Source organism: Georgenia wutianyii, from assembly GCF_006349365.1.
Lineage (GTDB): Bacteria > Actinomycetota > Actinomycetes > Actinomycetales > Actinomycetaceae > Oceanitalea > Oceanitalea wutianyii.
This window is the reverse complement of record NZ_CP040899.1, coordinates 1,749,465-1,774,032: the sequence shown is the minus strand read 5'-3', so window position 1 is coordinate 1,774,032 and position 24,568 is coordinate 1,749,465. Positions and strand designations below refer to the sequence as shown.

Annotated in this window: 23 protein-coding genes and 1 tRNA gene; 16 read left to right on the top strand and 8 right to left on the bottom strand. The window is 73.1% G+C overall.

Features of this window, described 5'->3' with window-relative positions; translation table 11 throughout:
* Genes zwf through tkt form a run of 4 tightly spaced genes read right to left on the bottom strand, consistent with a single transcriptional unit; the run spans position 1 to position 6,656 of the window.
* Positions 1–1,539, bottom strand: coding sequence for a glucose-6-phosphate dehydrogenase (gene zwf / locus FE251_RS07950; protein ID WP_139072889.1), 1,539 nt, complete (start codon positions 1,537–1,539; stop codon positions 1–3).
* An 18-nt stretch (positions 1,540–1,557) separates the two neighbouring features.
* Positions 1,558–3,309 carry a glucose-6-phosphate isomerase gene (locus FE251_RS07945; RefSeq protein ID WP_139948428.1) on the bottom strand — a complete coding sequence of 584 codons (1,752 nt, stop codon included), beginning with the start codon at positions 3,307–3,309 and terminating at the stop codon, positions 1,558–1,560.
* Complete coding sequence (gene tal, locus FE251_RS07940; protein WP_139072887.1) at positions 3,306–4,427, bottom strand: transaldolase; 1,122 nt, start codon at positions 4,425–4,427, stop codon at positions 3,306–3,308. The genes FE251_RS07945 and tal overlap by 4 nt, the downstream gene beginning before the upstream one ends.
* A 57-nt stretch (positions 4,428–4,484) precedes the next feature.
* On the bottom strand, positions 4,485–6,656 hold the full coding sequence (gene tkt / locus FE251_RS07935; RefSeq protein WP_139071073.1) for a transketolase: 2,172 nt from the start codon (positions 6,654–6,656) through the stop codon (positions 4,485–4,487).
* 307 nt (positions 6,657–6,963) lie between these two features.
* Between tkt and FE251_RS07930 the strand changes: the two genes are divergently transcribed.
* Complete coding sequence (locus FE251_RS07930) at positions 6,964–7,902, top strand: heme o synthase (protein WP_139071072.1); 939 nt, start codon at positions 6,964–6,966, stop codon at positions 7,900–7,902.
* Between the two features lie 4 nt (positions 7,903–7,906).
* A complete protein-coding gene (gene xerD / locus FE251_RS07925; RefSeq protein WP_139948427.1) occupies positions 7,907–8,869 on the top strand; it encodes a site-specific tyrosine recombinase XerD in 963 nt (320 codons plus the stop codon).
* Positions 8,870–8,895: 26 nt separating this feature from the next.
* Here xerD and FE251_RS07920 read toward each other — a convergent pair whose 3' ends face one another.
* Positions 8,896–9,120: a hypothetical protein gene (locus tag FE251_RS07920; RefSeq protein WP_139948426.1), complete on the bottom strand. Its 225-nt coding sequence runs from the start codon at positions 9,118–9,120 to the stop codon at positions 8,896–8,898.
* Positions 9,121–9,269: 149 nt separating this feature from the next.
* On the opposite strand from FE251_RS07920, the gene FE251_RS07915 reads away from it, so the two are divergent.
* From FE251_RS07915 to FE251_RS07885, 7 genes are all read left to right on the top strand, one after another.
* Positions 9,270–10,136 carry a ParA family protein gene (locus FE251_RS07915; protein WP_330998284.1) on the top strand — a complete coding sequence of 289 codons (867 nt, stop codon included), beginning with the start codon at positions 9,270–9,272 and terminating at the stop codon, positions 10,134–10,136.
* Positions 10,105–10,980 carry a segregation and condensation protein A gene (locus tag FE251_RS07910; RefSeq protein ID WP_139071070.1) on the top strand — a complete coding sequence of 292 codons (876 nt, stop codon included), beginning with the start codon at positions 10,105–10,107 and terminating at the stop codon, positions 10,978–10,980. Before FE251_RS07915 ends, FE251_RS07910 begins: the two co-directional genes overlap by 32 nt.
* A 40-nt stretch (positions 10,981–11,020) precedes the next feature.
* Positions 11,021–11,584, top strand: coding sequence for an SMC-Scp complex subunit ScpB (scpB, locus tag FE251_RS07905; RefSeq protein ID WP_230976610.1), 564 nt, complete (start codon positions 11,021–11,023; stop codon positions 11,582–11,584).
* Entirely contained in the window at positions 11,581–12,324 is a 744-nt protein-coding gene (locus FE251_RS07900; RefSeq protein ID WP_139948424.1) for a pseudouridine synthase, read from the top strand. The genes scpB and FE251_RS07900 overlap by 4 nt, the downstream gene beginning before the upstream one ends.
* A gap of 64 nt (positions 12,325–12,388) precedes the next feature.
* On the top strand, positions 12,389–13,504 hold the full coding sequence (locus FE251_RS07895) for a prephenate dehydrogenase (protein ID WP_139948423.1): 1,116 nt from the start codon (positions 12,389–12,391) through the stop codon (positions 13,502–13,504).
* A complete protein-coding gene (cmk, locus tag FE251_RS07890; protein ID WP_139948422.1) occupies positions 13,501–14,211 on the top strand; it encodes a (d)CMP kinase in 711 nt (236 codons plus the stop codon). The genes FE251_RS07895 and cmk overlap by 4 nt, the downstream gene beginning before the upstream one ends.
* Positions 14,208–14,900 (top strand): lysophospholipid acyltransferase family protein, encoded by a 693-nt coding sequence (locus tag FE251_RS07885; RefSeq protein ID WP_230976366.1) that lies wholly within the window; start codon positions 14,208–14,210, stop codon positions 14,898–14,900. Before cmk ends, FE251_RS07885 begins: the two co-directional genes overlap by 4 nt.
* A gap of 34 nt (positions 14,901–14,934) precedes the next feature.
* Here the strand turns inward: FE251_RS07885 and FE251_RS07880 are convergent, their stop codons facing one another.
* Positions 14,935–15,723, bottom strand: a complete 789-nt coding sequence (locus FE251_RS07880; protein WP_139071065.1) for an ABC transporter permease — start codon at positions 15,721–15,723, stop codon at positions 14,935–14,937.
* A complete protein-coding gene (locus FE251_RS07875) occupies positions 15,720–16,616 on the bottom strand; it encodes an ABC transporter ATP-binding protein (RefSeq protein ID WP_179954744.1) in 897 nt (298 codons plus the stop codon). The genes FE251_RS07880 and FE251_RS07875 overlap by 4 nt, the downstream gene beginning before the upstream one ends.
* 130 nt (positions 16,617–16,746) lie before the next feature.
* On the opposite strand from FE251_RS07875, the gene FE251_RS07870 reads away from it, so the two are divergent.
* The 5 genes from FE251_RS07870 to FE251_RS07850 all read left to right on the top strand — a co-directional run bounded on the left by FE251_RS07870 (position 16,747) and on the right by FE251_RS07850 (position 21,465).
* A complete protein-coding gene (locus FE251_RS07870; RefSeq protein WP_139948420.1) occupies positions 16,747–18,048 on the top strand; it encodes a sensor histidine kinase in 1,302 nt (433 codons plus the stop codon).
* On the top strand, positions 18,045–18,704 hold the full coding sequence (locus tag FE251_RS07865; protein ID WP_139071062.1) for a response regulator: 660 nt from the start codon (positions 18,045–18,047) through the stop codon (positions 18,702–18,704). Before FE251_RS07870 ends, FE251_RS07865 begins: the two co-directional genes overlap by 4 nt.
* 81 nt (positions 18,705–18,785) lie before the next feature.
* Complete coding sequence (gene der / locus FE251_RS07860) at positions 18,786–20,258, top strand: ribosome biogenesis GTPase Der (protein WP_230976365.1); 1,473 nt, start codon at positions 18,786–18,788, stop codon at positions 20,256–20,258.
* Positions 20,258–21,310: a hypothetical protein gene (locus tag FE251_RS07855; protein ID WP_139948419.1), complete on the top strand. Its 1,053-nt coding sequence runs from the start codon at positions 20,258–20,260 to the stop codon at positions 21,308–21,310. Before der ends, FE251_RS07855 begins: the two co-directional genes overlap by 1 nt.
* A gap of 81 nt (positions 21,311–21,391) precedes the next feature.
* A tRNA-Pro gene (locus tag FE251_RS07850) sits at positions 21,392–21,465 on the top strand.
* Between the two features lie 223 nt (positions 21,466–21,688).
* Here the strand turns inward: FE251_RS07850 and FE251_RS07845 are convergent.
* The gene (locus FE251_RS07845) at positions 21,689–22,384 is read right to left on the bottom strand and encodes a tyrosine-type recombinase/integrase (RefSeq protein ID WP_168202683.1); all 696 of its coding nucleotides are present in this window, start codon (positions 22,382–22,384) and stop codon (positions 21,689–21,691) included.
* Between the two features lie 916 nt (positions 22,385–23,300).
* On the opposite strand from FE251_RS07845, the gene FE251_RS07840 reads away from it, so the two are divergent.
* Complete coding sequence (locus FE251_RS07840; protein ID WP_139071059.1) at positions 23,301–23,531, top strand: hypothetical protein; 231 nt, start codon at positions 23,301–23,303, stop codon at positions 23,529–23,531.
* Positions 23,528–24,565: a serine hydrolase domain-containing protein gene (locus FE251_RS07835; RefSeq protein WP_139071058.1), complete on the top strand. Its 1,038-nt coding sequence runs from the start codon at positions 23,528–23,530 to the stop codon at positions 24,563–24,565. Before FE251_RS07840 ends, FE251_RS07835 begins: the two co-directional genes overlap by 4 nt.
* The last annotated feature ends 3 nt before the right edge of the window (positions 24,566–24,568 follow it).

Genomic DNA, 24,568 nt, shown 5'->3' with positions numbered 1-24,568 from the left:
CTACGGCATCCGCCAGCGACGACCGTCGCGGGCCAGCATCTCGTCGGAACCGGCGGGGCCCCATGAGCCGGGCGCGTACGCCTCCGGCTGCCCGGCGGACTCCCAGTACTCGGTGATCGGGTCGAGGATCTGCCAGGAGAGCTCGACCTCGCGCTGGTGGGGGAAGAGCGGCGGGTCGCCGAGGAGGACGTCGAGGATGAGGCGCTCGTAGGCCTCGGGGGAGTTCTCGGTGAAGGCGTTGCCGTAGCCGAAGTCCATCGACACGTCGCGCACCTCCATCGCCGTGCCCGGCACCTTGGCCCCGAACCGGATGGTCACGCCCTCGTCCGGCTGGACGCGGAAGACGATCGCGTTCTGGCCCAGCGCCCCGGAGTCGCCGAGGTCGAAGGGCAGGTGCGGGGCCCGCTTGAAGACGACGGCGATCTCGGTGACGCGTCGTCCGAGCCGCTTGCCGGCGCGGAGGTAGAACGGGACGCCCGCCCAGCGTCGGGAGTCGACCTCCAGGCGCATGGCCGCGTAGGTCTCGGTGATGGAGTCCGACCCGATGCCGTTCTCCTCCAGGTAGCCGCGCACGTGCTCCCCGCCCTGCCACCCCGCGGCGTACTGCCCGCGGGCGGTGGAGGTCGCGAGGTCGTCCCCGAGCCGGACGGCGGAGAGCACCTTCTCCTTCTCGCGGCGCAGGGAGTTGGCGTCGAAGGAGAAGGGCTCCTCCATCGCGGTGAGCGCGAGGAGCTGCAGGAGGTGGTTCTGGATGACGTCGCGGGCCGCGCCGATGCCGTCGTAGTACCCGGCGCGGCTGCCGATGCCGATGTCCTCGGCCATCGTGATCTGCACGTGGTCGACGTAGTGGTTGTTCCACACCGGCTCGAAGAGCTGGTTGGCGAACCGCATCGCGAGGATGTTCTGGACCGTCTCCTTGCCCAGGTAGTGGTCGATGCGGAAGACGGAGTCCTCCGGGAAGACCTCGGAGACGACGGCGTCGAGCTCGCGGGCGGACTCGAGGTTGTGGCCGAAGGGCTTCTCGATGACCACGCGGCGCCAGGTGTCGGCGCTCGGCTGGGACAGCCCGGAGCGCTTGAGCTGGTTGAGCACGAGCGGGAAGGACCGCGGCGGCACGGAGAGGTAGAAGGCGTGGTTGCCGCCGGTGCCCCGCTCTGCGTCGAGCGCGGCGACCGTCCGGGCCAGCTCGTCGAAGGCGGCGTCGTCGTCGAACTCGCCCTGGACGAAGCGGAAGCCCGAGGCGAGCTGCTCCCACGTGCGCTCGGAGAACTCCGTGCGGGCGTGCTCGCTCACGGCGTCGTGGACGATCTGGGCGAAGTCCTCGGTCGACCAGTCGCGCCGGGCGAACCCGGTGAGGGCGAAGGACGGCGGGAGCAGCCCGCGGTTCGCGAGGTCGTAGATGGCCGGCAGCAGCTTGCGCTTGGCCAGATCCCCGGTCACACCGAAGATCACCAGGCCGGCCGGCCCGGCGATGCGCGGTAGACGGCGGTCTCGGGGATCGCGCAGGCGGTTGCCGGGCGGGGTCGGTGCGGTGCTCATGGTCTCCTCACGGCCCTGTCAGGGGGTACGGCGCGACACACTACCGGTGAGCCAGGCGAGAGCGTCCGGGGTGTCCACGCGCAGGCGCAGGACCGGCCGTCCGAGGCCGGTGAGCACCCGCGCATCGGCGTCGGCCTGGGCGGTGACGAGCTCGGCGAAGTCGAAGTCACGGCCCGGGACGGCCAGGTGGGAGGCCGGTCCGCCGGTGACCATGAGGAAGACGCCGTGGGGCGGGCCGCCCTTGTGCAGCTGGCCCGTGGAGTGCAGGTAACGCGGGCCCCAGCCGAAGGTGACCGGGCGCCCGGTGCGCCGGGCCAGGAGGTCGCGCACGCCGCGCAGCATCTCGGCGGCGCGCCCCTCCCGGTCGAGGTAGGCGAGGACGGCGAGGTAGCCGTGCTCGGGGTCGAGCCGCTCGAGCAGGGCGGTGACGGCGTCGGGCACGGTCCGGGCGCCGTCGAGCAGCGCGCGCGTGGCCCGGACCTCGACGCCGGAGTCGGTGAACGCGGGCGGCTCGAGGGAGGGCATGCCGCCGAGGAACTCCCGGGTGGCCGCCTTGGTGGACTCGACGTCCGGCTGGTCGAAGGGGTTGACCCCGACCACGCGTCCGGCGATCGACACGGCGTACTGCCACAGGAGGAACATCCCGCCGAGGGAGCCTGCGACGGTGACCTCGGTGGGCGCGACCGGGGCGCCGGTCTCGAACTCGCCGCTGACGGCGACGTGCCGGGTGGGCACCGACGGGTCGGCGACCTCCTCGACGGCGGTCGCGGCGTCGTCGTCGTCGAGGAGCGGGTTCAGGAGCACGGGGAGCGTGCCGGGGGCGTGGTCGGTGGCCTCGGGCGCGGTCGCGTCGACGACGACAGGGACGAGCCCGTGGCCGTCCTTGCCGAGCGACTCGGCGAGCAGCTCCTCGGCCCAGTCACCGAAGTGGTACAGGCCGCTGCCGGCGTCGACGAGGGCGACGGTCCCGCGCAGCGGGCGGGTGCCGACGAGCGCGGCGGCGAGGACGAGGGCGGGGTTGGCCTCGGTGTCCTCGGCGAGGAAGGGCGCGACCTCGGCCGCCTCGTCGAGCAGCCGGCCGACGTCGACGCCGGCCAGGGCGCTGGGCACGAGCCCGTAGGCGGACAGGGCGGAGTATCGCCCGCCGACCCGCGGGTCGGCGGCGAACACCTCGCGGTAGCCCTCGGTGCGGGCGAGCTCCTCGAGCGGGGAGCCCGGCTTGGTGACGACGACGACGTGGGGACCGGGATCCAGCCCCTCGGCCCGCAGGGCCGCGACGAACGCGCGACGGTGCGAGTCGGTCTCCACGGTCGTGCCCGAGCGCGAGGACACGACGAGGACCGTGTGGCGCAGGTCGCCGCCGAGGGCACGTTCGACGGCGGCGGGCGCCGTCGAGTCGAGGACGGTGAGCGGGACGCCGAGCGTGCCGGCGATGACCTCGGCGGCGAGCGAGGAGCCCCCCATCCCGGCGAGGACGACCCGGTCCAGTCCCTCCGCACGCAGCTCGGCGCGCAGCGTGGCCAGCCGATCGACGAGTCCCCGGGAGGTCTGGTGCAGGTCGGTCCAGCCCAGCCGGTCCGCGACGTGCTCGGCGAGCTCCTCGCCCCACACGGTCGTGTCCTGGGCGGTGACCCGGGAGGCGACGCGGTCGGCGAGCAGGTCGGGCACGACGGCGTGGACGGCCTTTGCCGCGTCGCCCGTGGCGCTCACCTCGACGACGGCGGCGCCCTCGTCGCCGGCCCAGGTGACGACCGCGTCGACGGGGCTCACTGCCGGCCCGGAGCCTCGAGCCCGGTCCGGACCCGCTCGCCCAGCTCGTCCCAGCTCTGCTGGAACTTGGCCACCCCCTCGGCCTCGAGGGCCTCCATGACGTCGCGGTAGGAGATGCCGTACCGCTCGAGGGAGGCGAGCACCTCGCGCGCCTCGTCCTCGCGCCCGTGGACGGTGTCCCCGCTCAGCCGGGCGTGGTCGGCCACCGCACGGAGGGTGGACTCGGGCATCGTGTTGACGACGCCGGGGACCACGAGCTCCTCGACGTACTTCGTGTCGGGGTAGGCCGGGTCCTTGACGCCGGTGGAGGCCCACAGGAGGCGTTGCGGCCGGGCCCCGGCCGCTGCGAGATCGGCCCAGCGCTCGGTCCCGAAGATCTCCTCGTAGGCCTCGTGGGCGAGCCGGGCGTTGGCGACGGCCACCTTCCCGCGCAGCGCGCGGGCGTCCTCGGAGTCGAGCTCGTCGAGCCGGGCGTCGATCGCCGTGTCGATGCGCGAGACGAAGAACGAGGCGACCGAGTGGATGGTCGAGAGGTCGACGCCGGCCTCGTGCGCCCGCTCGAGGCCGTCGACGTAGGCGAGGGCGACGGCGCGGTAGCGGTCGAGGGAGAAGATGAGGGTGACGTTGACGCTGATGCCCTCCGCGGTGGCCGCGGTGATCGCCGGCAGCCCCTCGAGCGTCGCCGGGACCTTGACGAGGAGGTTGCGGCGGTCGACGAGCCGCCACAGCTCGCGCGCCTGGGCGAGGGTGGCGTCGGTGTCGTGGGCGAGGTACGGGTCGACCTCGATGGAGACCCGGCCGTCGACGCCGTCGGACCGCTCGCTCACCTCGGCGAAGCAGTCGCAGGCGGCGCGGACGTCGGCCGTGGTGAGGGAGGTGATCGCGGTGGGGACGTCGGCGCCCTCGCCGGCGAGCCGCGCGAGGTCCGCGTCATAGCGCGTCCCCTCGGACATCGCGGAGGCGAAGATCGACGGGTTGGTCGTCACGCCGACGACGTGGTCGTCGGCGATGAGGGAGGACAGGGACTGCGCGCCACCACCCTCGAGACGCTCGCGCGACAGGTCGTCCAGCCAGACAGAGACCCCGAGGTCGCTGAGCTCAGCGAGGTGGTTCGTCATTGCTCCTCCTTCGGTGCGGTCCGGCGGCGGCAGTCTGCCGCCGCCGGACCGGTGCCGCTACTTGGGCAGGTCGCCCGTACCCCCGCGGGAGGGCTCCTGGTCGGCGCCGGGGGAGTCGGTCCCCGCGGCGGCCAGCGACTCGTGAGCCTTGGCGACGGTCGCCTCGGCCGTGATGCCGAACTCCTCGTAGAGGCGCTGGTAGTCGGCGGAGGCGCCGTAGTGCTCGAGGCTCACGCAGCGGCCGGCGTCGCCGACGAGCTCGTGCCAGCCCTGGGCGATGGCCGCCTCGATCGACACGCGCGCCTTGACCGAGCCGGGCAGGACCTCCTCCTGGTAGGCGTCGTCCTGCAGCGCGAACCACTCGCGCGAGGGCATCGACACGACGCGCGTGGCCACACCCTGCGCCTGGAGCATCTCGCGGGCCTCGAGCGCGATCTGCACCTCGGAGCCGGTGGCGATGAGGATGACCTGCGGCGTGCCGCCGGCGGCCTCGGCCAGGACGTAGCCACCGCGGGCCGTGCCCTCGGCGCTGGCCAGCGTGTCGCCCTCGGCCGCACCGGAGCCGCGCGCCGGGTTGGGCACGTTCTGGCGGGTGAGGATGAGGCCGACGGGCCGCTCGGTGTTCTCCAGGATCGTGCGCCACGCGACGGCGGTCTCCGCGGCGTCCGCGGGACGGACGACGTCGAGGCCCGGGATGGCGCGGAGCGCGGCGAGGTGCTCGATCGGCTGGTGCGTCGGGCCGTCCTCACCGAGGCCGATGGAGTCGTGGCTCCACACGAACGTGCTCGGCACGCCCATGAGCGCGGCGAGGCGCACGGCCGGGCGCATGTAGTCGGAGAAGGTGAGGAACGTGCCGCCGTAGGGGCGGGTGAGGCCGTGGATGGTGATCCCGTTGAGGATCGAGCCCATCGCGTGCTCACGGATGCCGAAGTGGAGGGTGCGGCCGTAGGGGTTGCCGGGGAACATCTTGGTGGAGCGCTCGACCGGCAGGAAGGACGGCTCGCCCTTCATCGTCGTGTTGTTCGAGCCGGCGAGGTCGGCGGAGCCGCCCCAGAGCTCGGGCAGCACCGGGGCCAGCGCGCTGAGGACCTCACCGGAGGCCGCGCGGGTGGACACCGCCTTGCCCTCCTCGAACGTGGGCAGCGCGTCGGCCCAGCCCTCGGGCAGCTCGCGCGTGCGCAGGCGGTCCAGCAGGGCGGCGCCCTCGGCGTTGGCGGTGCGCCACGCCTGGTAGTGGCGGTCCCACTCCTCGCGGGCGGCGGCGCCCCGGTCACGGACCTTGCGGACGTGGGCGATGACGTCGTCGGCGACCTCGAAGGTGCGCTCGGGGTCGAAGCCGAGGACCTCCTTGAGGCCCTTGATCTCCTCGGCGCCCAGCGCGGAGCCGTGGATCGCGCCGGTGTTCTGCTTCGTGGGGGAGGGCCAGCCGATGATCGTGCGCAGCGCGATCATCGTCGGGCGGCGCGTCTCGGCCTGGCCGGCGCGGACCGCGGCGAGGAGCGCGTCGGTGTCCTCGGCGTAGGTGGTGTCGCCCTGGGTCCAGTCGACCCGCTCGGTGTGCCAGCCGTAGGCGGCGTAGCGGGCGAGGACGTCCTCGGTGAAGGCGATGTTCGTGTCGTCCTCGATCGAGATCCGGTTGTCGTCCCAGATGACGATGAGGTTGCCCAGCTCCTGGGTGCCGGCGATGGAGCTCGCCTCGGAGGTCACACCCTCCTGGAGGTCGCCGTCGGAGGCGATGACGTAGATGTTGTGGTCGAAGGGGCTGGTGCCCGGGGCGGCGTCGGGATCGAGCAGACCCCGCTCGCGACGGGCGGCCATGGCCATGCCGACCGCGTTGGCCAGGCCCTGGCCGAGCGGGCCGGTGGTCACCTCGACGCCGTCGGTGTGGCGGTACTCCGGGTGACCCGGGGTGCGGGAGCCCCACGTGCGCAGCGCCTGCAGGTCCTCGAGCTCGAGCCCGTACCCGGAGAAGTACAGCTGGATGTACTGGGTGAGGGCCGAGTGGCCGGCGGACAGGACGAAGCGGTCGCGGCCGAGCCAGTGCGGGTCCGCCGGGTCGTGACGCATGACGTTCTGGTAGAGCAGGTAGGCGGCCGGCGCGAGGCTCATCGCCGTGCCGGGGTGCCCACTGCCGACCTTCTGGACGGCGTCTGCGGCGAGCACGCGGGCGGTGTCGACCGCCCGGTGGTCGAGATCGGTCCAGCCGGTCCGGCTGCTGGTGTCGCTCACTAGGTCTCCCTCGGGTGTGTGTCACAGGCCGGCCGACGAGCGGCCGGGAGAACAACGGATGCTTGGACCCTATCGCCGCTCTCCGCCACGCCGGGATTGTTGCCAGTTGGTGCCCGGGCCGCACCCGGGTGTGAGCAACTCGGCAGCGACGCGGCGGTGCGCGCTGGGCCAGGACGCGCTCCCTGGACCGTAGGATGACGGGACCTGCGCTGTCCCTGACGGCCGGACCGTGAGATGGGAAGTGGAACGACGCGTGCGAAGTGTGGAGCCGGCGCCCGGACGCCAGACCGAGGAAGGTGCACCCGCCGTGTCCGACCGTTCGACCCTCCGGTCAAGCCCCGGACCTGCCGGTCCGTCGAGCACGAGGGGTGACCGGCTGAGGGCCTACGTCGCCCTCACCAAGCCCCGGATCGTCGAGCTCCTGCTCATCACGACGATCCCCACGCTCTTCCTCGCCGCTGACGGCTGGCCCGGGCTGTGGCTCACCGTCGCGACCGTCGTCGGCGGGTACGCGGCGGCCGGCTCGGCCAACACGTGGAACATGATCCTGGACCGGGACATCGACCGGCTGATGAACCGGACGAAGCAGCGCCCGCTCGTCACCGGCGTGCTGTCGGTGCGCCAGGCGACGGTCTTCGCGATCGTCCTCGGCGTCCTCGCCTTCCTCTGGTTCGGCCTGCTCGTCAACTGGGCCTCGGCCTGGCTGGCCCTCGGCGCGATCGCCATCTACGTCGTCGGCTACACGATGCTGCTCAAGCGGCGCACGAGCCAGAACATCGTCTGGGGCGGGGCCGCGGGCTGCATGCCGGTGCTCATCGGCTGGTCGGCCGTCACCGGGACGGTGCAGTGGCCCGCCGTCGTCCTCTTCGGGATCATCTTCTTCTGGACGCCGCCGCACTACTGGCCGCTGTCCATGCGCTTCCGCAAGGACTACGCCCGCGCCGAGGTGCCGATGCTCCCCGTCGTCGCCTCGAGCTCCCAGGTGAGCGTGCAGATCCTCGCCTACGGCGCCGCGATGGTCGCCTGCTCGCTCCTCCTCGTGCCCGTCGCGGGGATGACGTGGGTGTACGCCGTCGTCGCCGGCCTGGCCGGGGCGTGGTTCCTCTACGGCTGCGTCCGGCTGCTCGTGCGCGCCCGGAACCCCGAGCGCGGCAAGCTCGCGGCGATGAAGGTGTTCCACGCCTCGATCACCTACCTCACGGTCGTCTTCGTCGCCGTCGCGGTCGACCCCTTCCTGCCCCTCTAGACCGGTGACGACCCGCACGACGACACCGTCTGCGCGGTCCGTCGCGCCTGCCCTGGCGCGGGCGCTGGAGGAGTACCTCGCCCACCTCGCCGTCGAGCGCGGGCTCAGCGAGCACACGCTCGCCGCCTACCGGCGCGATCTCGAGCGGTACACCGCCTACCTCGGCGGCCGCGGGCGGCGGCGTTTGTCGGACGTGGTGGAGACCGACGTCGCGGAGTACGTCGAGGTGCTGCGCGCCGGGTCCGACGGCGGCCGGGCCCTGGCCGTCTCCTCCGCCGGGCGAGCGGTGGTCGCCGTGCGCGGCTGGCACCGCTTCGCCGTGCTCGAGGGGCACGCGCCGCAGGACCCGAGCGCCGAGGTCCGCGCCCCGGCGACGGCACGGCGCCTGCCCAAGGCGCTGAGCACCGACGACGTGGAGCGGCTGCTCGAGGCCGCGTCGCTGGGGGACGGCCCGGTCCCGCTGCGTGACCGGGCGTTGCTCGAGGTGCTCTACGGCACCGGCGCGCGGATCAGCGAGGCGGTGGGGCTCTCGGCCGACGACCTCGACCTCGACGGCGGGACCGTGCGCCTCTTCGGCAAGGGACGCCGCGAGCGGGTGGTGCCGGTCGGCCGCTTCGCCGTGGAGGCGGTGGAGGCCTATCTCGTGCGTGCCCGCCCGGTGCTCGCGCACGCCGGCCGGGGCACCTCGGCCCTCTTCCTCAACCAGCGGGGCAACCCGCTGAGCCGGCAGAGCGCCTGGGCGGTGCTGCAGACCGCCGGGGCCCGCGCGGGGCTGGGCGACCGCGTCTCCCCGCACACCCTGCGCCACTCCTTCGCCACCCACCTGCTCGCGGGCGGCGCCGACGTGCGCGTGGTCCAGGAGCTGCTCGGGCACGCGTCGGTGACGACGACGCAGATCTACACCCAGGTCACCGTCCAGGCGATGCGCGAGGTCTACGCGACCGCCCACCCCCGCGCCCGCGGCTGACCGCCACGGGCGCGGGCGGGCAGGGGTCAGGCGCGGTGGTCGCCGGTGCCGGCGTCGGGCTCGCCGTCGGCGCGGTGGCGGCCGGTGGTCGCGGCCGGGCCCGGCTCCGTGGCCCCGGCCGTCGTGTTGCCCGAGGTCTTCCCGCTGCCCCCGGCGGTGCCGACCGCGTTGACGCCGTCGACGCCGGTCTGCTCGTCCTGCTCGCCGCTGAGCGCGTCCTTGGCCTTGCGTGCCATGTCTCCGAGTCCCATGACTCCTCCTCGAGGTGGTTCGTGAGGCCAAGAATGGGGGCGTGGCCCGCCCGCCGCATCCCGGGCGACCGTCCGCCGTCGCGTGCCGAATGCCCGAACCTCCGCGCGCCTGCTCGCCTCAGGTGGCGACGGGCAACTAACGTGGCACCGTGACCGACCCCAAGCAGCCGACCCTGATCGACGCCCAGACGTCCGGGCAGGCCGCCGACTTCCCCGTGCCTGCGCCGCTCAGCGGCCACGGGCCGGCCCGCATCATCGCCATGTGCAACCAGAAGGGCGGCGTCGGCAAGACGACGACGACCATCAACCTCGGCGCTGCGCTGGCGGAGTACGGCCGGCGGGTCCTCATCGTCGACTTCGACCCCCAGGGCGCGGCCTCGGCCGGGCTCGGGATCAACGCCAACGAGCTCGACCGCACGATCTACTCGGTGCTCATGGAGCCCCGCTCGGACGTCCGGGAGATCATCTGCGAGACGTCCGTCGAGGGCCTGGACATCGTCCCGGCGAACATCGACCTGTCCGCCGCCGAGGTCACCCTCGTCACCGAGGTCGCCCGGGAGCACGCCCTCACGCGGGTGCTGCGCCCCGTGGCCGACGACTACGACGTCGTCCTCGTCGACTGCCAGCCCTCCCTCGGCCTGCTCGCCGTCAACGCGCTCACGGCCGCGCACGGCGTCGTCATCCCGCTCGAGGCGGAGTTCTTCGCGCTGCGCGGCGTCGCGCTCCTCATGGAGACGATCGACAAGGTGAGCGAGCGGATCAACCCGCGCCTCCAGCTCGACGGCATCCTCGTCACCATGTACGACGGGCGCACCCTCCACGCCCGCGAGGTGCTCGAGCGCGTCCGTGAGGGCTTCGGCGACCGCGTCTTCGACACCGTCATCAACCGGACGATCAAGTTCCCCGACGCCACCATCGCCACCGAGCCGATCACGACCTACGCCCCGAGCCACCCGGGCGCCGAGGCCTACCGGAGGCTGGCCCGTGAGCTCGTCGCCCGCGGTGACGTCGCCTGACCCGGCGGCGGTCCCACCCGAGGCGTCCGACGGGCACGGCCGCGCGCCGTTCGCGGTGACGCTGGAGAACTTCTCCGGACCCTTCGACCTGCTGCTCTCGCTCATCGCGAAGCACAAGCTCGACATCACCGAGGTGGCCCTCGCGCAGGTCACCGACGAGTTCATCGCCCACCTGTCCGGTCAGGAGGACTGGGACCTCGGCCAGGCGAGCGAGTTCCTCGTCGTCGCCGCGACGCTCCTCGACCTCAAGGCCGCCCGGCTGCTGCCGCGTGGCTCGGTGGAGGACGAGGAGGACCTCGAGCTCCTCGAGGCCCGCGACCTCCTCTTCGCCCGGCTGCTCCAGTACCGCGCCTACAAGCAGGTGGCCGCCGACCTCGAGCGTCGCTGGGCCACCGGCTCGCGGTCCTACCCGCGCTCGGTCCGGCTCGAGCCGCACTTCGCCGCCCTGCTGCCCGAGCTCGTCCTGCGCGTGGGACCCGAGCGGCTCGCCGAGCTCGCCGCCGCTGCGTTCGCCCCGCGCCCCGGCCCGCCGCAGGTGGACCTGGGCCACCTGCACGCGCCGGTCGTGTCCGTGCGCGAGCAGGCGGCGATCCTCGTCGACCGGCTGCGCCGCACGCGCTCCGCGACCTTCCGCGCGCTCACCGACGACGCCGCCTCGACCGCCGTCGTCGTCTCCCGGTTCCTCGCGCTGCTCGAGCTCTTCCGCGAGGGGGCGATCGCCTTCGACCAGGCTCGTCCGCTCGGCGAGCTCACCGTGCGGTGGGCGGGCAGCGAGGACGGCGACGTCGACGTGGCCGACGAGTACGACGACGCGACGAGCGAGGAGGAGACCGACGATGAGTGAGGCCGAGGTGCCGCAGTACGAGCCGGTGCCCGACGACGTCATGCCGCGCGAGCACCTCGCGGCGCTCGAGGCGATCCTCATGGTCGTCGACGAGCCCGTGCCCGCGGCGCAGCTCGCCGGGGTGCTCGGCCTGCCCACAGGCCAGGTCCGTGAGCTCCTCGCCGAGCTCGCCGCCGACTACGCGGGGGAGCGCGGCGGACGCCCGCGCGGGTTCGAGCTCCGCGAGGTGGCCGGCGGCTGGCGGGTCTACTCGGCGCCGACGTACGCGGACGTCGTCGGCCGCTTCATCGTCGACGGGCAGACCGCCCGGCTCACCCAGGCCTCGCTCGAGACGCTCGCCGTCATCGCCTACCGCCAGCCGGTCTCGCGCAGCCGGGTCGCGGCGATCCGCGGCGTCAACGTCGACGGCGTCGTGCGCACGCTCCTCGCCCGCGGTCTCATCGAGGAGGCGGGCCACGACGAGGACAGCGGCGCCGTCCTCTACCGCACGAGCGCCTACTTCCTCGAGCGCATGGGCCTGGGCTCGCTCGCCGACCTGCCCCCGCTCGCCCCCTACCTGCCCGACCTTGACGCCCTGGACGACCTCGACGAGGAGCTGCGATGAACCCCGATGCCCACACCCCCGACGGTGTCCGCCTGCAGAAGGTGCTGGCCGCCGCCGGCTACGGCTCCCGCCGTGCCTGCGAGCAGCTCATCGTCGACGGCCGGGTGACCGTCGACGGGCGGAGGGTCGAGCTCGGCACCCGGGTGGACCCGGCCACCGCCGTCGTCCACGTCGACGGCGTGCGCCTCCAGCTCGACGACACCAAGGTGACGATCGCGCTGCACAAGCCGGCCGGCGTCGTCTCCTCGATGCACGACGAGCAGGGCCGGCCCGACCTCTCGCAGTACGCCGCCGAGCGTGACGAGCGGCTGTTCCACGTCGGGCGGCTCGACGAGCAGACCGAGGGCCTGCTCCTCCTCACCAACGACGGCGAGCTCGCCCACCGGCTCACCCACCCGTCCTACGAGATCCCCAAGACCTACGTCGCCACCGTCCGCGGCCAGGTGCCCCGGTCGCTCGGACGGGCGCTGCTGGACGGCGTGGAGCTCGAGGACGGGCCGGCGCGCGCCGACCGCTTCACCGTGCTCGAGACGCTGCCGACGGAGTCGGTCGTGGAGATCGAGCTGCACGAGGGCCGCAACCGGATCGTGCGCCGGATGCTCGAGCACGTCGGGCACCCCGTGACCCGGCTCGTGCGCACCCGCTTCGGCAACGTGCGGCTCGGGCGGCTCAAGCCCGGCCACACACGAGTGGTCGAGGGCACCGAGCTCGGCACGCTGATGTCGAGCGTCGACCTGTGAGCCGGGGGGTACTCTGTCCCGGGCGCCGCGTCGGGCGGCCCGCGGGCAAGGAGGAAGCAGCAGCGTGACGACCCAGGCGGCCCCCCTGACGGCAGGTCCGGTCAGGGTCGTCGGCACCGGTCTCCTCGGCACGAGCATCGCGCTGGGCCTGCGCGGCCTCGACGTCCCCGTCCAGCTGTCCGACTCCTCGCCCTCCGCGCTCGCCCTCGCGCGCGACATGGGCGCCGGCGAGCCGGTCGGCGAGGCGAGCCCCGAGCCGGCGCTCGTCGTCGTCGCGACGCCCCCGGACGTCGCGGGACCGGTCGTGCTCGAGATGCTCCGCCGCCACCCCGGCGCCGTCGTCACCGACGTCGCGAGCGTCAAGGCGGTCATCGCCGCGGAGGTCGCCGCCGGTGGTCAGGACGGTGCCCGCTACGTCGGCTCCCACCCGATGGCGGGCCGTGAGCGCTCCGGCGCCGCCGCCGCCGACGCCGACCTCTTCGCCGGGCGTCCCTGGGTCATCGCGCCGACCGGCGACGCGGACCCCGCCGCCGTCGCCGCCGTCCGCGGCCTCGCGCTCGACCTCGGCGCGCTGCCGGTGTCGCTGGACCCGCAGGAGCACGACGACGCCGTCGCCGTCGTCTCCCACGTCCCCCAGCTCGCGGCCTCGCTCGTCGCGTCCCTGCTCGTCGAGGCGCCCGAGTCGGCGCTGTCCCTCGCGGGGCAGGGGCTGCGGGACGTCACCCGCATCGCGGCGTCCGACCCGCGACTGTGGGCCGCGATCCTCGTCGGGAACGCCGCCCCGGTGGGCGAGGGGCTGCGCCGGCTGCGCGCGGGCATCGACTCGCTCATCGAGGGCCTGGACAAGGCCGCGGCGAGCGGCCCGCTCGCACCGGGCGCCGTTGGCGCGCTCAGCCGCGTCATCGACGCGGGGAACACCGGGGTCGCTCGGATCCCGGGCAAGCACGGCGGCGCGCCGCGCCGCTACAGGACCGTGCAGGTGCTCATCCCGGACGAGCCGGGTGAGCTGGGCCGGCTCTTCGGCGAGGTCGGGGAGCTCGGCGTGAACATCGAGGACCTCCAGCTCGAGCACTCCGCAGGGGCGAGGGTCGGCATCGCGCACCTGTCGGTGGTGCCGGCCGCCGCCGCGGCGCTGGAGGACGGACTGACCAACCGAGGGTGGAGAGTGGTGGCGGAATGACAGCGCCGGTGACGGTCGCGATCGACGGACCTTCCGGGTCGGGCAAGTCGACGGTGAGCAGGGGGCTGGCGTCCGCGCTGGGCCTGGCCTACCTCGACACCGGCGCGATGTACCGGGCGGCCACCTGGTGGTGCCGTCGGCAGGGGGTGGACCTCGACTCCGCGGACGCCGTGACGGCCGCCGTCGCGGTCATGCCGCTCGAGATGGGCATCGACCCGGCCGCCCCGGCGGTCGTGTGCGACGGCGTCGACATCACCGCGGAGATCCGCGGCTCGGACATCTCCTCCATCGTCTCGGTGGTGGCGACGAACCTCGACGTGCGCGCCGAGCTGCGTGAGCGGCAGCGGGCGATCATCGCCGCCGAGCGCCGCGCCGCCGGCTTCAGCGAGGGTCGCGGCATCGTCGCCGAGGGCCGCGACATCACGACGGTCGTCGCCCCCGACGCCGACGTGCGCATCCTCCTCACGGCGGACGAGGAGGCACGCCTCGCGCGGCGTGCGCGCGAGCTGCACGGCAGCGACGACCCGGACTCGCTCGCCGCGACGCACGCCGAGGTCGTGGGCCGCGACGCACGTGACTCGACCGTCTCGACGTTCCTCACCGCGGCGGACGGCGTCGTGACGATCGACTCCTCGCGGATGGACGCGGCGCGCACCCTGGAGGTGGCACTCGGCGTCGTCGAGCAGGTGCGGCAGGAGCAGCGGTGAGCACTGAGCTCTCGCGCGGGGCACGCACGAAGGCCGAGGACATCTACCGCTGGGGGCCGATCTGGTCGCGGCGCGTGGGCCAGTTCCTCGACCACGTGTGGTGGAACACGAAGGTCCACGGTGCCGAGCACGTCCCGAAGGACGGCCCGGTCATCATCGCCTCGAACCACACCGGCGTCATCGACGGTCCGCTCCTGCACGGTGCGGTCCCGCGTGGCTCCCACTTCATCATCAAGCAGGAGTTCTGGGACTCCCCGCTCGGCTTCCTCATGACGCTCGCCGGCCAGATCCCGGTCGACCGGAAGAACGGGCGCGCCGCGCTCGTCGTCGCCCAGCAGATGCTCAGCGAGGGCCGCGTCGTCGGGATCTTCCCCGAGGGGAACCGGGGGAGCGGTACCGTCCAGTCCACCCGTGCGGGCGTCGCGTGGCTCGCCGTCCACGGCAACGCGCCGGTCGTGCCGGTCGCCTGCCTCGGGACCCGGCCCACGGGCAAGAAGGTCGGCTACGTCCCGCCGCCGCGCTCGCGCCTCCACGTCGTGTTCGGCAAGCCGATCGTCGTGGACACCGAGCGCGGCGAGGGCGGCAACCGCGAGGTCATGACGCGGGCGATGCAGCAGATCCACCAGGGCCTGGCCGCGCACGTCGAGGACGCCGTCGCCCTCACCGGCATCCCGCTGCCCACGCACTGACGGTCCCCGGCACGCGCCGGGGACCGCAGGCAGGTCAGGAGACGTCGCGGCGCGCCGTGCGCCACAGGCCGAGGGCCAGCGGCACGCCCACCCACACCGCGGCCGACGTGGCGAGCTGTGCCCACCCGGTCGCGGTCATCGTCCCCTCCATGAGCGGGCCCATCGCGGAGTCGAGGTTGAGCCACTGCGCCGGCTCCCGGAGCCCCGACACGAGGGCGGTGAGCACGGTCCAGGCGGTGGGCAGGGCGAGGTAGGCGACGATCGCCACCGGCGTGCTCAGCAGCGCGAGCCCGAAGCCCACCCCCTGGCTCACGAGCAGGACGAGCGCGAGGAGCATCCCGCCGAGCACCGACCACTCCATGGTCCAGGCGCCGTCCCCGTCGAGCAGGACCGCCCCGACGACGTTGGACACGGCGCCCACGGCGAGCGCGGCCGCCATGACGACCAGGCCCAGCCCCCAGGCCGAGACGAGCTTGGCGAGGTTGACCCGGCTGCGCCGCGGCTCGAGGGTGAAGGTGGTGAGCGCGGTGCGCTGGGACCACTCGCCGGTCGCGGCCATGATGCCGATGAGGGGCAGGAGGATCAGCTGACCCAACGACGACGCGGTGGTGAGCTCCTGCCACGTCCTGCTCTGCGGCTCGCCGGTGAACAGGACGAGGGCGATGAGGGCCGCGTTGAGCAGGACGATGACGGCGAGCAGCCAGGCTCCCGCGCGGGTGTCGACCTGCTTGCGCAGCTCGACGAGCAGGAGGCGGGTGAACGGGACGCCGCTGCCGCGCGCCTGGCGCGGGCGGGCGGGGACGGTGGTCGTGGTGGTGCTCATGCGGGGATCTCCTCTCGCCCGTGCTGGGCGGTCGCGTCGAAGAACAGCTGCTCCAGGCCGGTGGAGGAGCTGGGACGCAGCTCGGTGAGCACGACGCCGGCGGTGAGGGCGAGGCGCCCGACCTCCTCGGTGGTCGCGGACGTCGCGAGGCCCGGGCCGGTGGGGGACACGTCGTGACCGTCCGCCGCGAGGACGGCCGCGAGCGTGAGGTCGTCGGTGCTGTGGACCTGCGTCCCAGGGGTTGCGAGGAGGTCGGCGACGGCGCCCTGGGCCACGATCCGGCCACCACCGATGATGACGAGGTCGTCGGCCACCGCCTCGACCTCGCGCAGGAGGTGGGAGGACAGCAGGACGGTTCCCCCGGAGTCGGCGAAGGAGCGCAGGAGCGTGCGCAGCCAACGTATGCCCGCCGGGTCGAGACCGTTCGCCGGCTCGTCGAGGACGAGCACCGCGGGCTCACCGAGGAGGGCGTGCGCCAGGCCGAGACGCTGGCGCATGCCGAGGGAGTAGGTGCGGGTGCGCGCCCTGGACTCGGCCGGGGTGAGCCCGACGAGGGTGAGGACCTCCTCGACGCGCCGCGAGGGCAGCCCCATGAGCTGTGCGGAGACGGTGAGGATCTCGCGCCCGGTGCGCCCGGCGTGCTGGGCGGCGGCGTCGAGGAGCACACCGACGTGCCGGCCCGGGTTGGCCAGGGAGGTGAACGGCACGCCGAGGACGGTGGCGCGCCCGGCGGTCGGGCGGGTGAGGCCGGTGAGCATCCGCATCGTCGTCGACTTGCCGGCACCGTTGGGGCCGAGGAAGCCGGTGACGCGCCCGGGCCTGGCGGTGAAGGAGACGGTGTCGACGACGAGGTGGTCGGCGTACCGCTTGGTGAGGTTCTCTGCGGTGATCATGGGAACCACCCTCCCGGCCCGCGCGGCGCGGAGGATCGGAGCCGGGGCTCGCGCGGGTCGGACTTTGGTCGGACCCGCGCCGGCCGGGAGGTGGACGGAGGCGCCCCCGTGTGTCCCTAGGCTGGCGGTCATGCAGCTCGCCGCCCCGTCCCCGCCTGCCTCCCGCCGGGGGGCCGGCCCGGCCGGCGCGTCGCCGGCCCTCAGCCCTCCCGGCCCGCCGGCCCTGCGCCCGTGGTCGAGGACGTGGCGGTACCTGGCGGCGGCCGGCATCGCCTTCCTCATGTGGATCTTCACCTCCGTCGACCTCCTCCCGCAGGACGGCGCGGTCCCCACCGAGGTGGAGGCCCGGATGGGGGTCGCCCTCCTGCTCGACGGGCTGCTCGGCATATTCGCCCTCCTCCTCCTGCCGCTGCGTCGTCGCTACCCGGCCGTCATCGGCGTCGTGACCGGTCTGCTCACCGGGGTGTCGGCCGCAGCGCTCGGGGCCGCCGCGGTGGCCGCGGTCTCGGCGGCGACCTGGCGGCGGTGGCGCCTCGTCCTCCCGGTGGTCCTCGCCTGGGTCGCGGCGACCGTCGTCTACGAAGGGCTGTGGCGCCCGAGCCTCCTCGAGGACACGAGCACCACGGCCTTCGTCATCCTCTCCAGCAGCATCGCCGTGGGCGTGGTCGCGACGTGCATCGCCACCGGCTTCTACGTCGGCGCCCGGCGCGAGCTGCTGTCCACGCTGCGCCAGCGCGCGGAGACCGCGGAGCGGGAGCAGGCGCTCAAGGCCGAGGCCGCGCGCGAGGCGGAGCGCACCCGGATCGCGCGCGAGATGCACGACGTGCTCGCCCACCGGATCTCCCTCGTCGCGATGCACGCCGGTGCCCTCGCCTACCGCACGGACCTCAGCCGCGAGGAGACCGCGGAGGCAGCCGGTGTCATCCAGCACAACGCGCACCTCGCCCTCAGCGAGCTGCGGCAGGTGCTCGGGGTGCTGCGGGCCGGGAGCCCGGGGGAGCACGTGGCGCCCGAGCCGCCGCAGCCCGAGCTCGCCCAGGTGACCGAGCTCGTCGCGGCCGCGAGCCCTCACGTCGACGTCACGGTCGACGCCGCCGGGCTGCCCGAGGGCCGGCTGCCCGCGCGCGAGCTGCCTGCGACGACGTCCCGCACCGCCTACCGCGTGGTCCAGGAGGCGTTGACGAACGCGTCCAAGCACGCCCCGGGCAGCGCCGTCGTCGTCCGGCTCGCCGGCGCCCCCGGTGGCCTCCTCACCGTCGAGGTGGTCAACGGCCCGCCGTCGCGCACTGCCCCCGGCACCCCCGGTGCCGGACTCGGGCTGCTCGGCCTCGGCGAACGGGTCGAGCTCGCCGGCGGGGCGCTGGAGCACGACGCCGGTCCGGACGGCTCGTTCACTGTGCGAGCCTGGTTGCCGTGGGAGGAGAGCACATGACGACGCCGGTGCGGGTGGTCATCGTCGACGACGACGGCCTGGTCCGGGCAGGTCTGCGGCTCATCCTCGGCGGGCACGCCGGGATCACGGTCGTGGGCGAGGCGCCCGACGGGCACGAGGGGGTGGCCGTCGTCGAGCGGGAGCGCCCCGACGTCGTCCTCATGGACATCCGCATGCCCCGGCTCGACGGGTTGGCGGCCCTCCGCCGGCTCGCCGAGCGCGGCTCCACCGCCCGCGTCATCGTCCTCACGACCTTCGACACCGACGAGATGGTGCTCACCGCGCTGCGGCAGGGAGCGACGGGGTTCCTCCTCAAGGACACCCCGCCCGCCGACCTCGTCGACGCCGTGCTGAGGGCCGCCCGCGGGGAGCCGATGCTCTCCCCGAGCGTCACCGCCCAGGTGATCTCGGTCGCAACGCAGAACCAGGACGACTCCAGGGAGCGCGCGGCACGCGAGCGGGTCGCCCGGCTCACCGAGCGGGAGCGGGAGGTCGCCGTCGCCATCGGCCGAGGGCTGTCGAACGCCGAGATCGCGGCCGAGCTCTACATGGGCGTGGCGACGGTCAAGACGCACATCGGTCGCCTGTTCACCAAGCTCGAGGCCGCCAACCGGGTGCAGATCGCCCTGTGCGTCCACGACGCCGGGCTCACCTGACGCGCTCCGCCCGCCCCCGTTCCGGCCCCGCCCCGGGGCGGCGTTAGCATCCGGGCGGCGCGGCAGGGGAGAATGGGCGACGTGAGTGAAACCCAGGACCTCCCGACCACCCCGGCCGACGACGAGCAGCGCGCCGCCGCCCTGCGCGCCGGGCTGGCCGACTACGTGCTCGACGAGGAGGACGCCGCCCTGCTCGCCGCCGGCGACGGCGGCTCCGAGCGGGAGCCCGCGGACGCCCCCCTGCCCGTGCTCGCCGTCGTCGGCCGCCCGAACGTCGGCAAGTCGACGCTCGTCAACCGCATCCTCGGACGGCGCGAGGCCGTGGTGCAGGACGTCCCCGGCGTCACACGAGACCGCGTGAGCTACCCGGCCGAGTGGGCCGGACGCCGCTTCACGCTCGTCGACACCGGCGGGTGGGAGCACGACGCCGCGGGCCTCCACGCCCGCGTCGCCGACCAGGCCGAGGTCGCTATCGAGCTCGCCGACGCCGTCATGTTCATCGTCGACGCGACCGTCGGGCCGACGAGCACCGACGAGCAGGTCGTCCGGCTGCTGCGCAAGTCCGGCAAGCCGGTGGTGCTCGTGGCCAACAAGGTCGACTCGCCCATGCAGGAGGCCGACGCCTCCGCCCTGTGGTCCCTCGGTCTCGGGCAGCCGTGGCCCGTCTCGGCCCTGCACGGCCGCGGCTCCGGTGACCTCCTCGACGCCGCGATGGCGATCCTTCCCGAGGTCTCCTCCGTGGCGGCCGAGCTGCCCGAGGGAGGGCCCCGGCGGGTGGCCCTCGTCGGTCGCCCGAACGTCGGCAAGTCCAGCCTGCTCAACGCGCTCGCCCGCCAGGACCGCGTCGTCGTCCACGACGTCGCCGGCACCACCCGCGACCCCGTCGACGAGCTCGTCGTGCTCGGGAACCGGCCGTGGTGGTTCGTCGACACGGCCGGCATCCGCCGCCGTGTCCACCAGACGAAGGGCGCGGACTTCTACGCCTCGCTGCGCACGCAGGCAGCGCTGGAGAAGGCGGAGGTCGCCGTCGCGCTCGTCGACGCCTCGGTCCCGCTGACCGAGCAGGACATCCGCGTCATCCAGCAGGTCGTGGACGCCGGGCGCGCGCTCGTCATCGCCTACAACAAGTGGGACCTCATGGACGAGGACAAGCGCTTCCTCCTCGAGCGGGCGATCGACCAGGACCTCGTCCAGCTCCCGTGGGCGCCGCGCGTCAACCTGTCCGCCAAGACCCGCTGGCACGTCGACAAGCTGGTCAAGGCGCTCGACACGGCGCTGGAGGGCTGGGACACCCGCATCCCCACCGGCCGGCTCAACGCCTTCCTCGGCGAGCTCACCGCGGCCAACCCGCACCCGGTCCGGGGCGGGAAGCAGCCGCGGATCCTCTTCGCCACGCAGGCGGACAACCGCCCGCCGCGGTTCGTCATCTTCGCGACCGGGTTCATCGAGCACGGCTACCGCCGCTTCATCGAGCGCAAGCTGCGCGAGAACTTCGGCTTCGAGGGCACGCCCATCGAGATCAGCGTGCGGGTGCGGGAGAAGCGGCGCCGCTGATGGCCGGAAGCCGGCACGTGCTCCTGCGGTGGGGGTTGCCCCGCGACCCCCGCGCCGGGGAGCACGTGCTCGGCTTCCTGCTCACCGCGGTCGTGACCGTCGTCGTCACCCGCGGGATTCTCGAGCTCACCGGCTTCCCGCAGATCGGTGGGGCCTCCCTCCACATCGCCCACGTGCTGTGGGGCGGGCTGCTCATGGCGCTGGCCCTCCTGCTGGCCCTGTGCTTCGCCGGGCCCGTGGTGCGGCCGACGATCGCGTTCGTCGGCGGGGTCGGCTTCGGCCTGTTCATCGACGAGGTGGGCAAGTTCCTCACGAAGGACAACGACTACTTCTTCCGGCCCGCGCCGATGATCATGTACCTCACGTGCGTGGGGCTGCTGCTGCTCGCCGACGCCCTCGTCGGTCGCCGCCCGGCCGACGCGAGCGAGCGGCTCGCCGCCGCTGCCGACCACGCCGTCGCGGGCCTTGCCGGAGGGCTCAGCCCGCAACGCCGCGTGGCCGCCGAGGCGCTCCTGCGGGAGGGGAGAGGTGCCCGCGGGGCGGAGGAGGTCGAGGCGCTCCTCGCGGTCGTGCCCGAGGACCACAGCGAGCTGCCGGACCCGCTCGAGGTCGCCACCCGCGCCCTCCGTGAGCTCCTCGTCGGCGTCGTGCGCGCCTCGTGGTCGCTGGCGGTGGCCGGCGCGCTCCTCGTCCTCGTCGTCGGCGGGGGAGTGGTCATCGTGGTCACGGCCGACTCGGACGCACCGGCATGGTCGGGCTGGTTCGTCGTGGCGTCGACCGCCGTCGTCCTCGCGTGCGCCCTGCGCGCGTGGATGCTCGTGGCCGGGCGTCACCAGGGGTGGGCGGTGGAGTGGCTGCGTCGGGCGTTCACGGTCGAGCTGCTCGTCACGGTCGTCGCCCTGTACCGGATCGACCCGTGGCCGGCCACGGCCGTCATGGCCGTCGCCCTCCTCGGACTGGGCGTGGCACTCGCCGAGCGGGCCCGGCTCGCGCAGACCGGTGAGGACATCGACCGGGCGGGCGGACCCCGGGTCCCCACCGCCCAGGAGTGACCCCGCCCACACGGGGGCCCTGCGGTTTCAGTTCCCGCCGAGTCCTGCGGTAACCTGCTCTCGGTTCGTTCGCGAACCGGACGGGCTGTGGCGCAGCTTGGTAGCGCACTTGACTGGGGGTCAAGGGGTCGCAGGTTCAAATCCTGTCAGCCCGACCGTGAAGCAGCAGGTCAGGGGCCATCTCGCACATGCGGGATGGCCCTTTTCCGTTCTGGAATGGGGCGATGTAGCCATCCATGTAGCCAACGCACATGAGGTCAGGCGAGACGCTCTGGCTAGTGGTCGGTCCGCGATCCGAGAAGGCCCGCGCGTTAGGCGTCGTTGCGACGCGCAACCTGCGAGGCATCGTTGCAAGAGTGCCGCGGCACCGCCGGGCCGCTACCACCCAAGGGACGAGGCCAGGCGGTCGACGGCGGCTCGTGCGCCCTCGGTGGAGACGTGCCCGTAGATGTCGCCGGTGACTTGCACCGAGGCGTGGCCGAGAATCTCCGAGACCGTGCGCAGGGGGACGCCTGCCTCGAGCATGGTCGAGGCGGCCGTGTGCCGGAGCGTATGGATACCGACGCCGTGAAGTCCGGCGTTCTTGGCGGCGGTGGACATGGCTCGCGACGCGTTCCGTGGATCGATCGGTCCGCCGAACTCCGTCGTGAAGACCAGCCCGCTCTCCCTCCACGATCCTTCGCTTCGAGCGCGGGCCTCGTCTTGAGACGCGCGCACGGCGGAAAGGACAGCGGCGGTCGCGGTCGAGACGGGGATCGTACGGCGTGAGCGCTCTGTCTTCGGCGGCTGAACCTCGAGGCCCTCGCGTGTTCGTGCAAGGGTTCCGCGCACGGTGACGAGCCGGCGCGTCAGGTCAACCTCGGACCACCGGAGCGCGAGGGCTTCACCCCGTCGCAACCCCGTACCGGCGAGCACTCGCAGCAGGTGCTCGTAACGAGTGCCCTCGGCTGCCCTGAGTAAGGCGTCGACCTCGTGTGGTGCCAGCGCGCGGGCTTCGGCGCTGGTGACGGTTGGCCTCTTCAGCTTGGACGCGGGGCTCGCGCCGAGGAGGCCATCACGTACGGCGGTATCCAATACCTGCCTGAGTACGGTGTCGATCTGGCGGATCGTCGAGGATGAGAGACCTTTGGCGCGCAGCCGGAGGATGAATGCCTCGATGTCCGCGGCACCTACCTTCCCGATTGGGGAGCGCGGCCATCTGGTCCGACAGTGCGTGTGTGCGGAGAAGGACCTCGTACGTGTCCTTCGTCGACCGCTTGCGGTCCGACGCCTCAAGCGTGGTGCGCATCCACTCGTCGATGACCTTGTGGAGCTTCACCGAGGAGTCTCGGACCGGGCCGCCGACATCGAGCCGCTGTCGAGCCGCCTGGAGCTTCTTCTTTACTTCTGCGTGGAAGGTGCCGAAGAAGGTTGCGCGCCGGCGCCTGCCGTTGAGCGCCGGCAGTTCGATCGAAGCGGTCCATCGACCCTGGCAACGGTGGTCGGGCCGCGTGCCATCAGAGCCCAGGGGCGGACAGGTCGGGTGGTCGTGGCGCCGGTAGATGGTCCCGTCGCCGCGACCGGCCCTTCTACCCATGGCGACGTGCCCAGGAGTATGTGGAGATCCGACGGGGGCCACAATCGGTCGCCGTGCGCGGACGGCGATGTTGGCGACTCGTACACGATTGCCAGGGTCGCGACCCGTCCGATGATCGGTCAGTCGCGCGCCGACGGTCGGCACCTTGGGCGGCATGGTCGGGCGGATGCCCGCTGAGCGGAATGGTCGGGCGGATGCCCGCTGGGCGGAATGGTCGGGCAGAGCCCGTATGGCGGCCGTGGAGTGCGTTCAGGCAACGAGTCGGTCAGCGAACCCGTCGGTGTCGTGGGGCGAGCGAATCGGGCGATGGGCTCCCAACTGGTCGGATGGTTCCTGACCGCGGTAGAAGGATGTGCCGCTGCGGGCAGTCAACGTAAGTTGACGACCATAGAGAAGTCAACTAGGGTTGACCGCATGGCCGATGTTGATCTTGCATGGATCACCGAGCACACCGATCCCCTCCAAGCGTTGCGCGAAGCGACCGCGCTGCGCCGCCGACTGGAAGGACACGAAGAGGTCCTGGTCCACCGTGCCCGCGTGTCAGGGACCACGTGGGCGCAGATTGCCGAGGCGCTCGGCGTCTCGAAGCAAGCCGTCCACAAGAAGTACGGGGGCCGGCACCTGTTCGGCCGCACGGAGGCATGACGATGATCAACTCGCTCCTTGACGATCTGTCAGGACGAACAGCGCAACGACTCGGCGCTGGACAGCGTGGTGTCGTGGTGGTGGGTGCGCTGCACGGCAGGCAGTCCGCAGTGCACGGCGCAGATCCCGGCACGCAGTTCGAGATCGGTTCCATCACCAAGACGTTCACCGCGCTCGCCTTGGCCCAGCTCGCCGTGCGCGGCGTCGTGGGGCTGGACCAACCCCTGAGCGACCTCCTACCTCGTGACATCACGGCCCCCCAGCGCGGCGGCGAGGTCATCAGGCTGAGGCACCTGGCCTCCCACACTTCTGGGTTACCAAGGCTTCCCAAGGGGACCCTGCCACGGGGCCTGTTGCGAGCAGACCCCTACGCCGGATGCACCGGCGAGCTCCTGATGGACGGGTTGCGGCGCACCCGTTTGCGATCGGTGCCCGGCACCCGCTTCTGCTACTCCAACCTCGGCGCCGGCTTGCTCGGATTCGTCCTGGCACGCCACACCGAGACCGACTACGACTCGCTCGTCCAGGCCGAGATCTGCCGGCATCTGGGCATGACAGACACCCGCGTGGTCCTCGATCTCGAAGGCGCAGCCCGGTTGGCCCCCGGTCACTCCCGCACGGGACGACCACGCCCACCGTGGCACCTGGCCGCCCTCGCCGGTGCCGGCGGCCTTCACTCGACGGTTCCCGACCTGCTCAGGCTCGCGCGGGCCCACCTCGGCCCCGCCCCCGAAGAACTCGCCGAAGCGATCGCTCTCAACCGCACGACCGCGCACCGCATCAACGCACGAGCTGCGATCCATCCCGGCTGGATCGCAGCCAACCTGCCCCGCACCCAGCATCGAGTCATGTTCCACAGTGGCGGCACGGGTGGATATCGCAGCCTGCTGGCTATAGCCCCCGAACACGGCGCCGCAGTCGTGATCCTCAACGCCAACAACCGACCCGTGGATCGCCCCGGCCTCAAGCTGCTCGGGCAGATCATCGACTCCGGACCCGGATTCGGGTCCGATCCCGTCCCGGCCGCCGCCTGACCG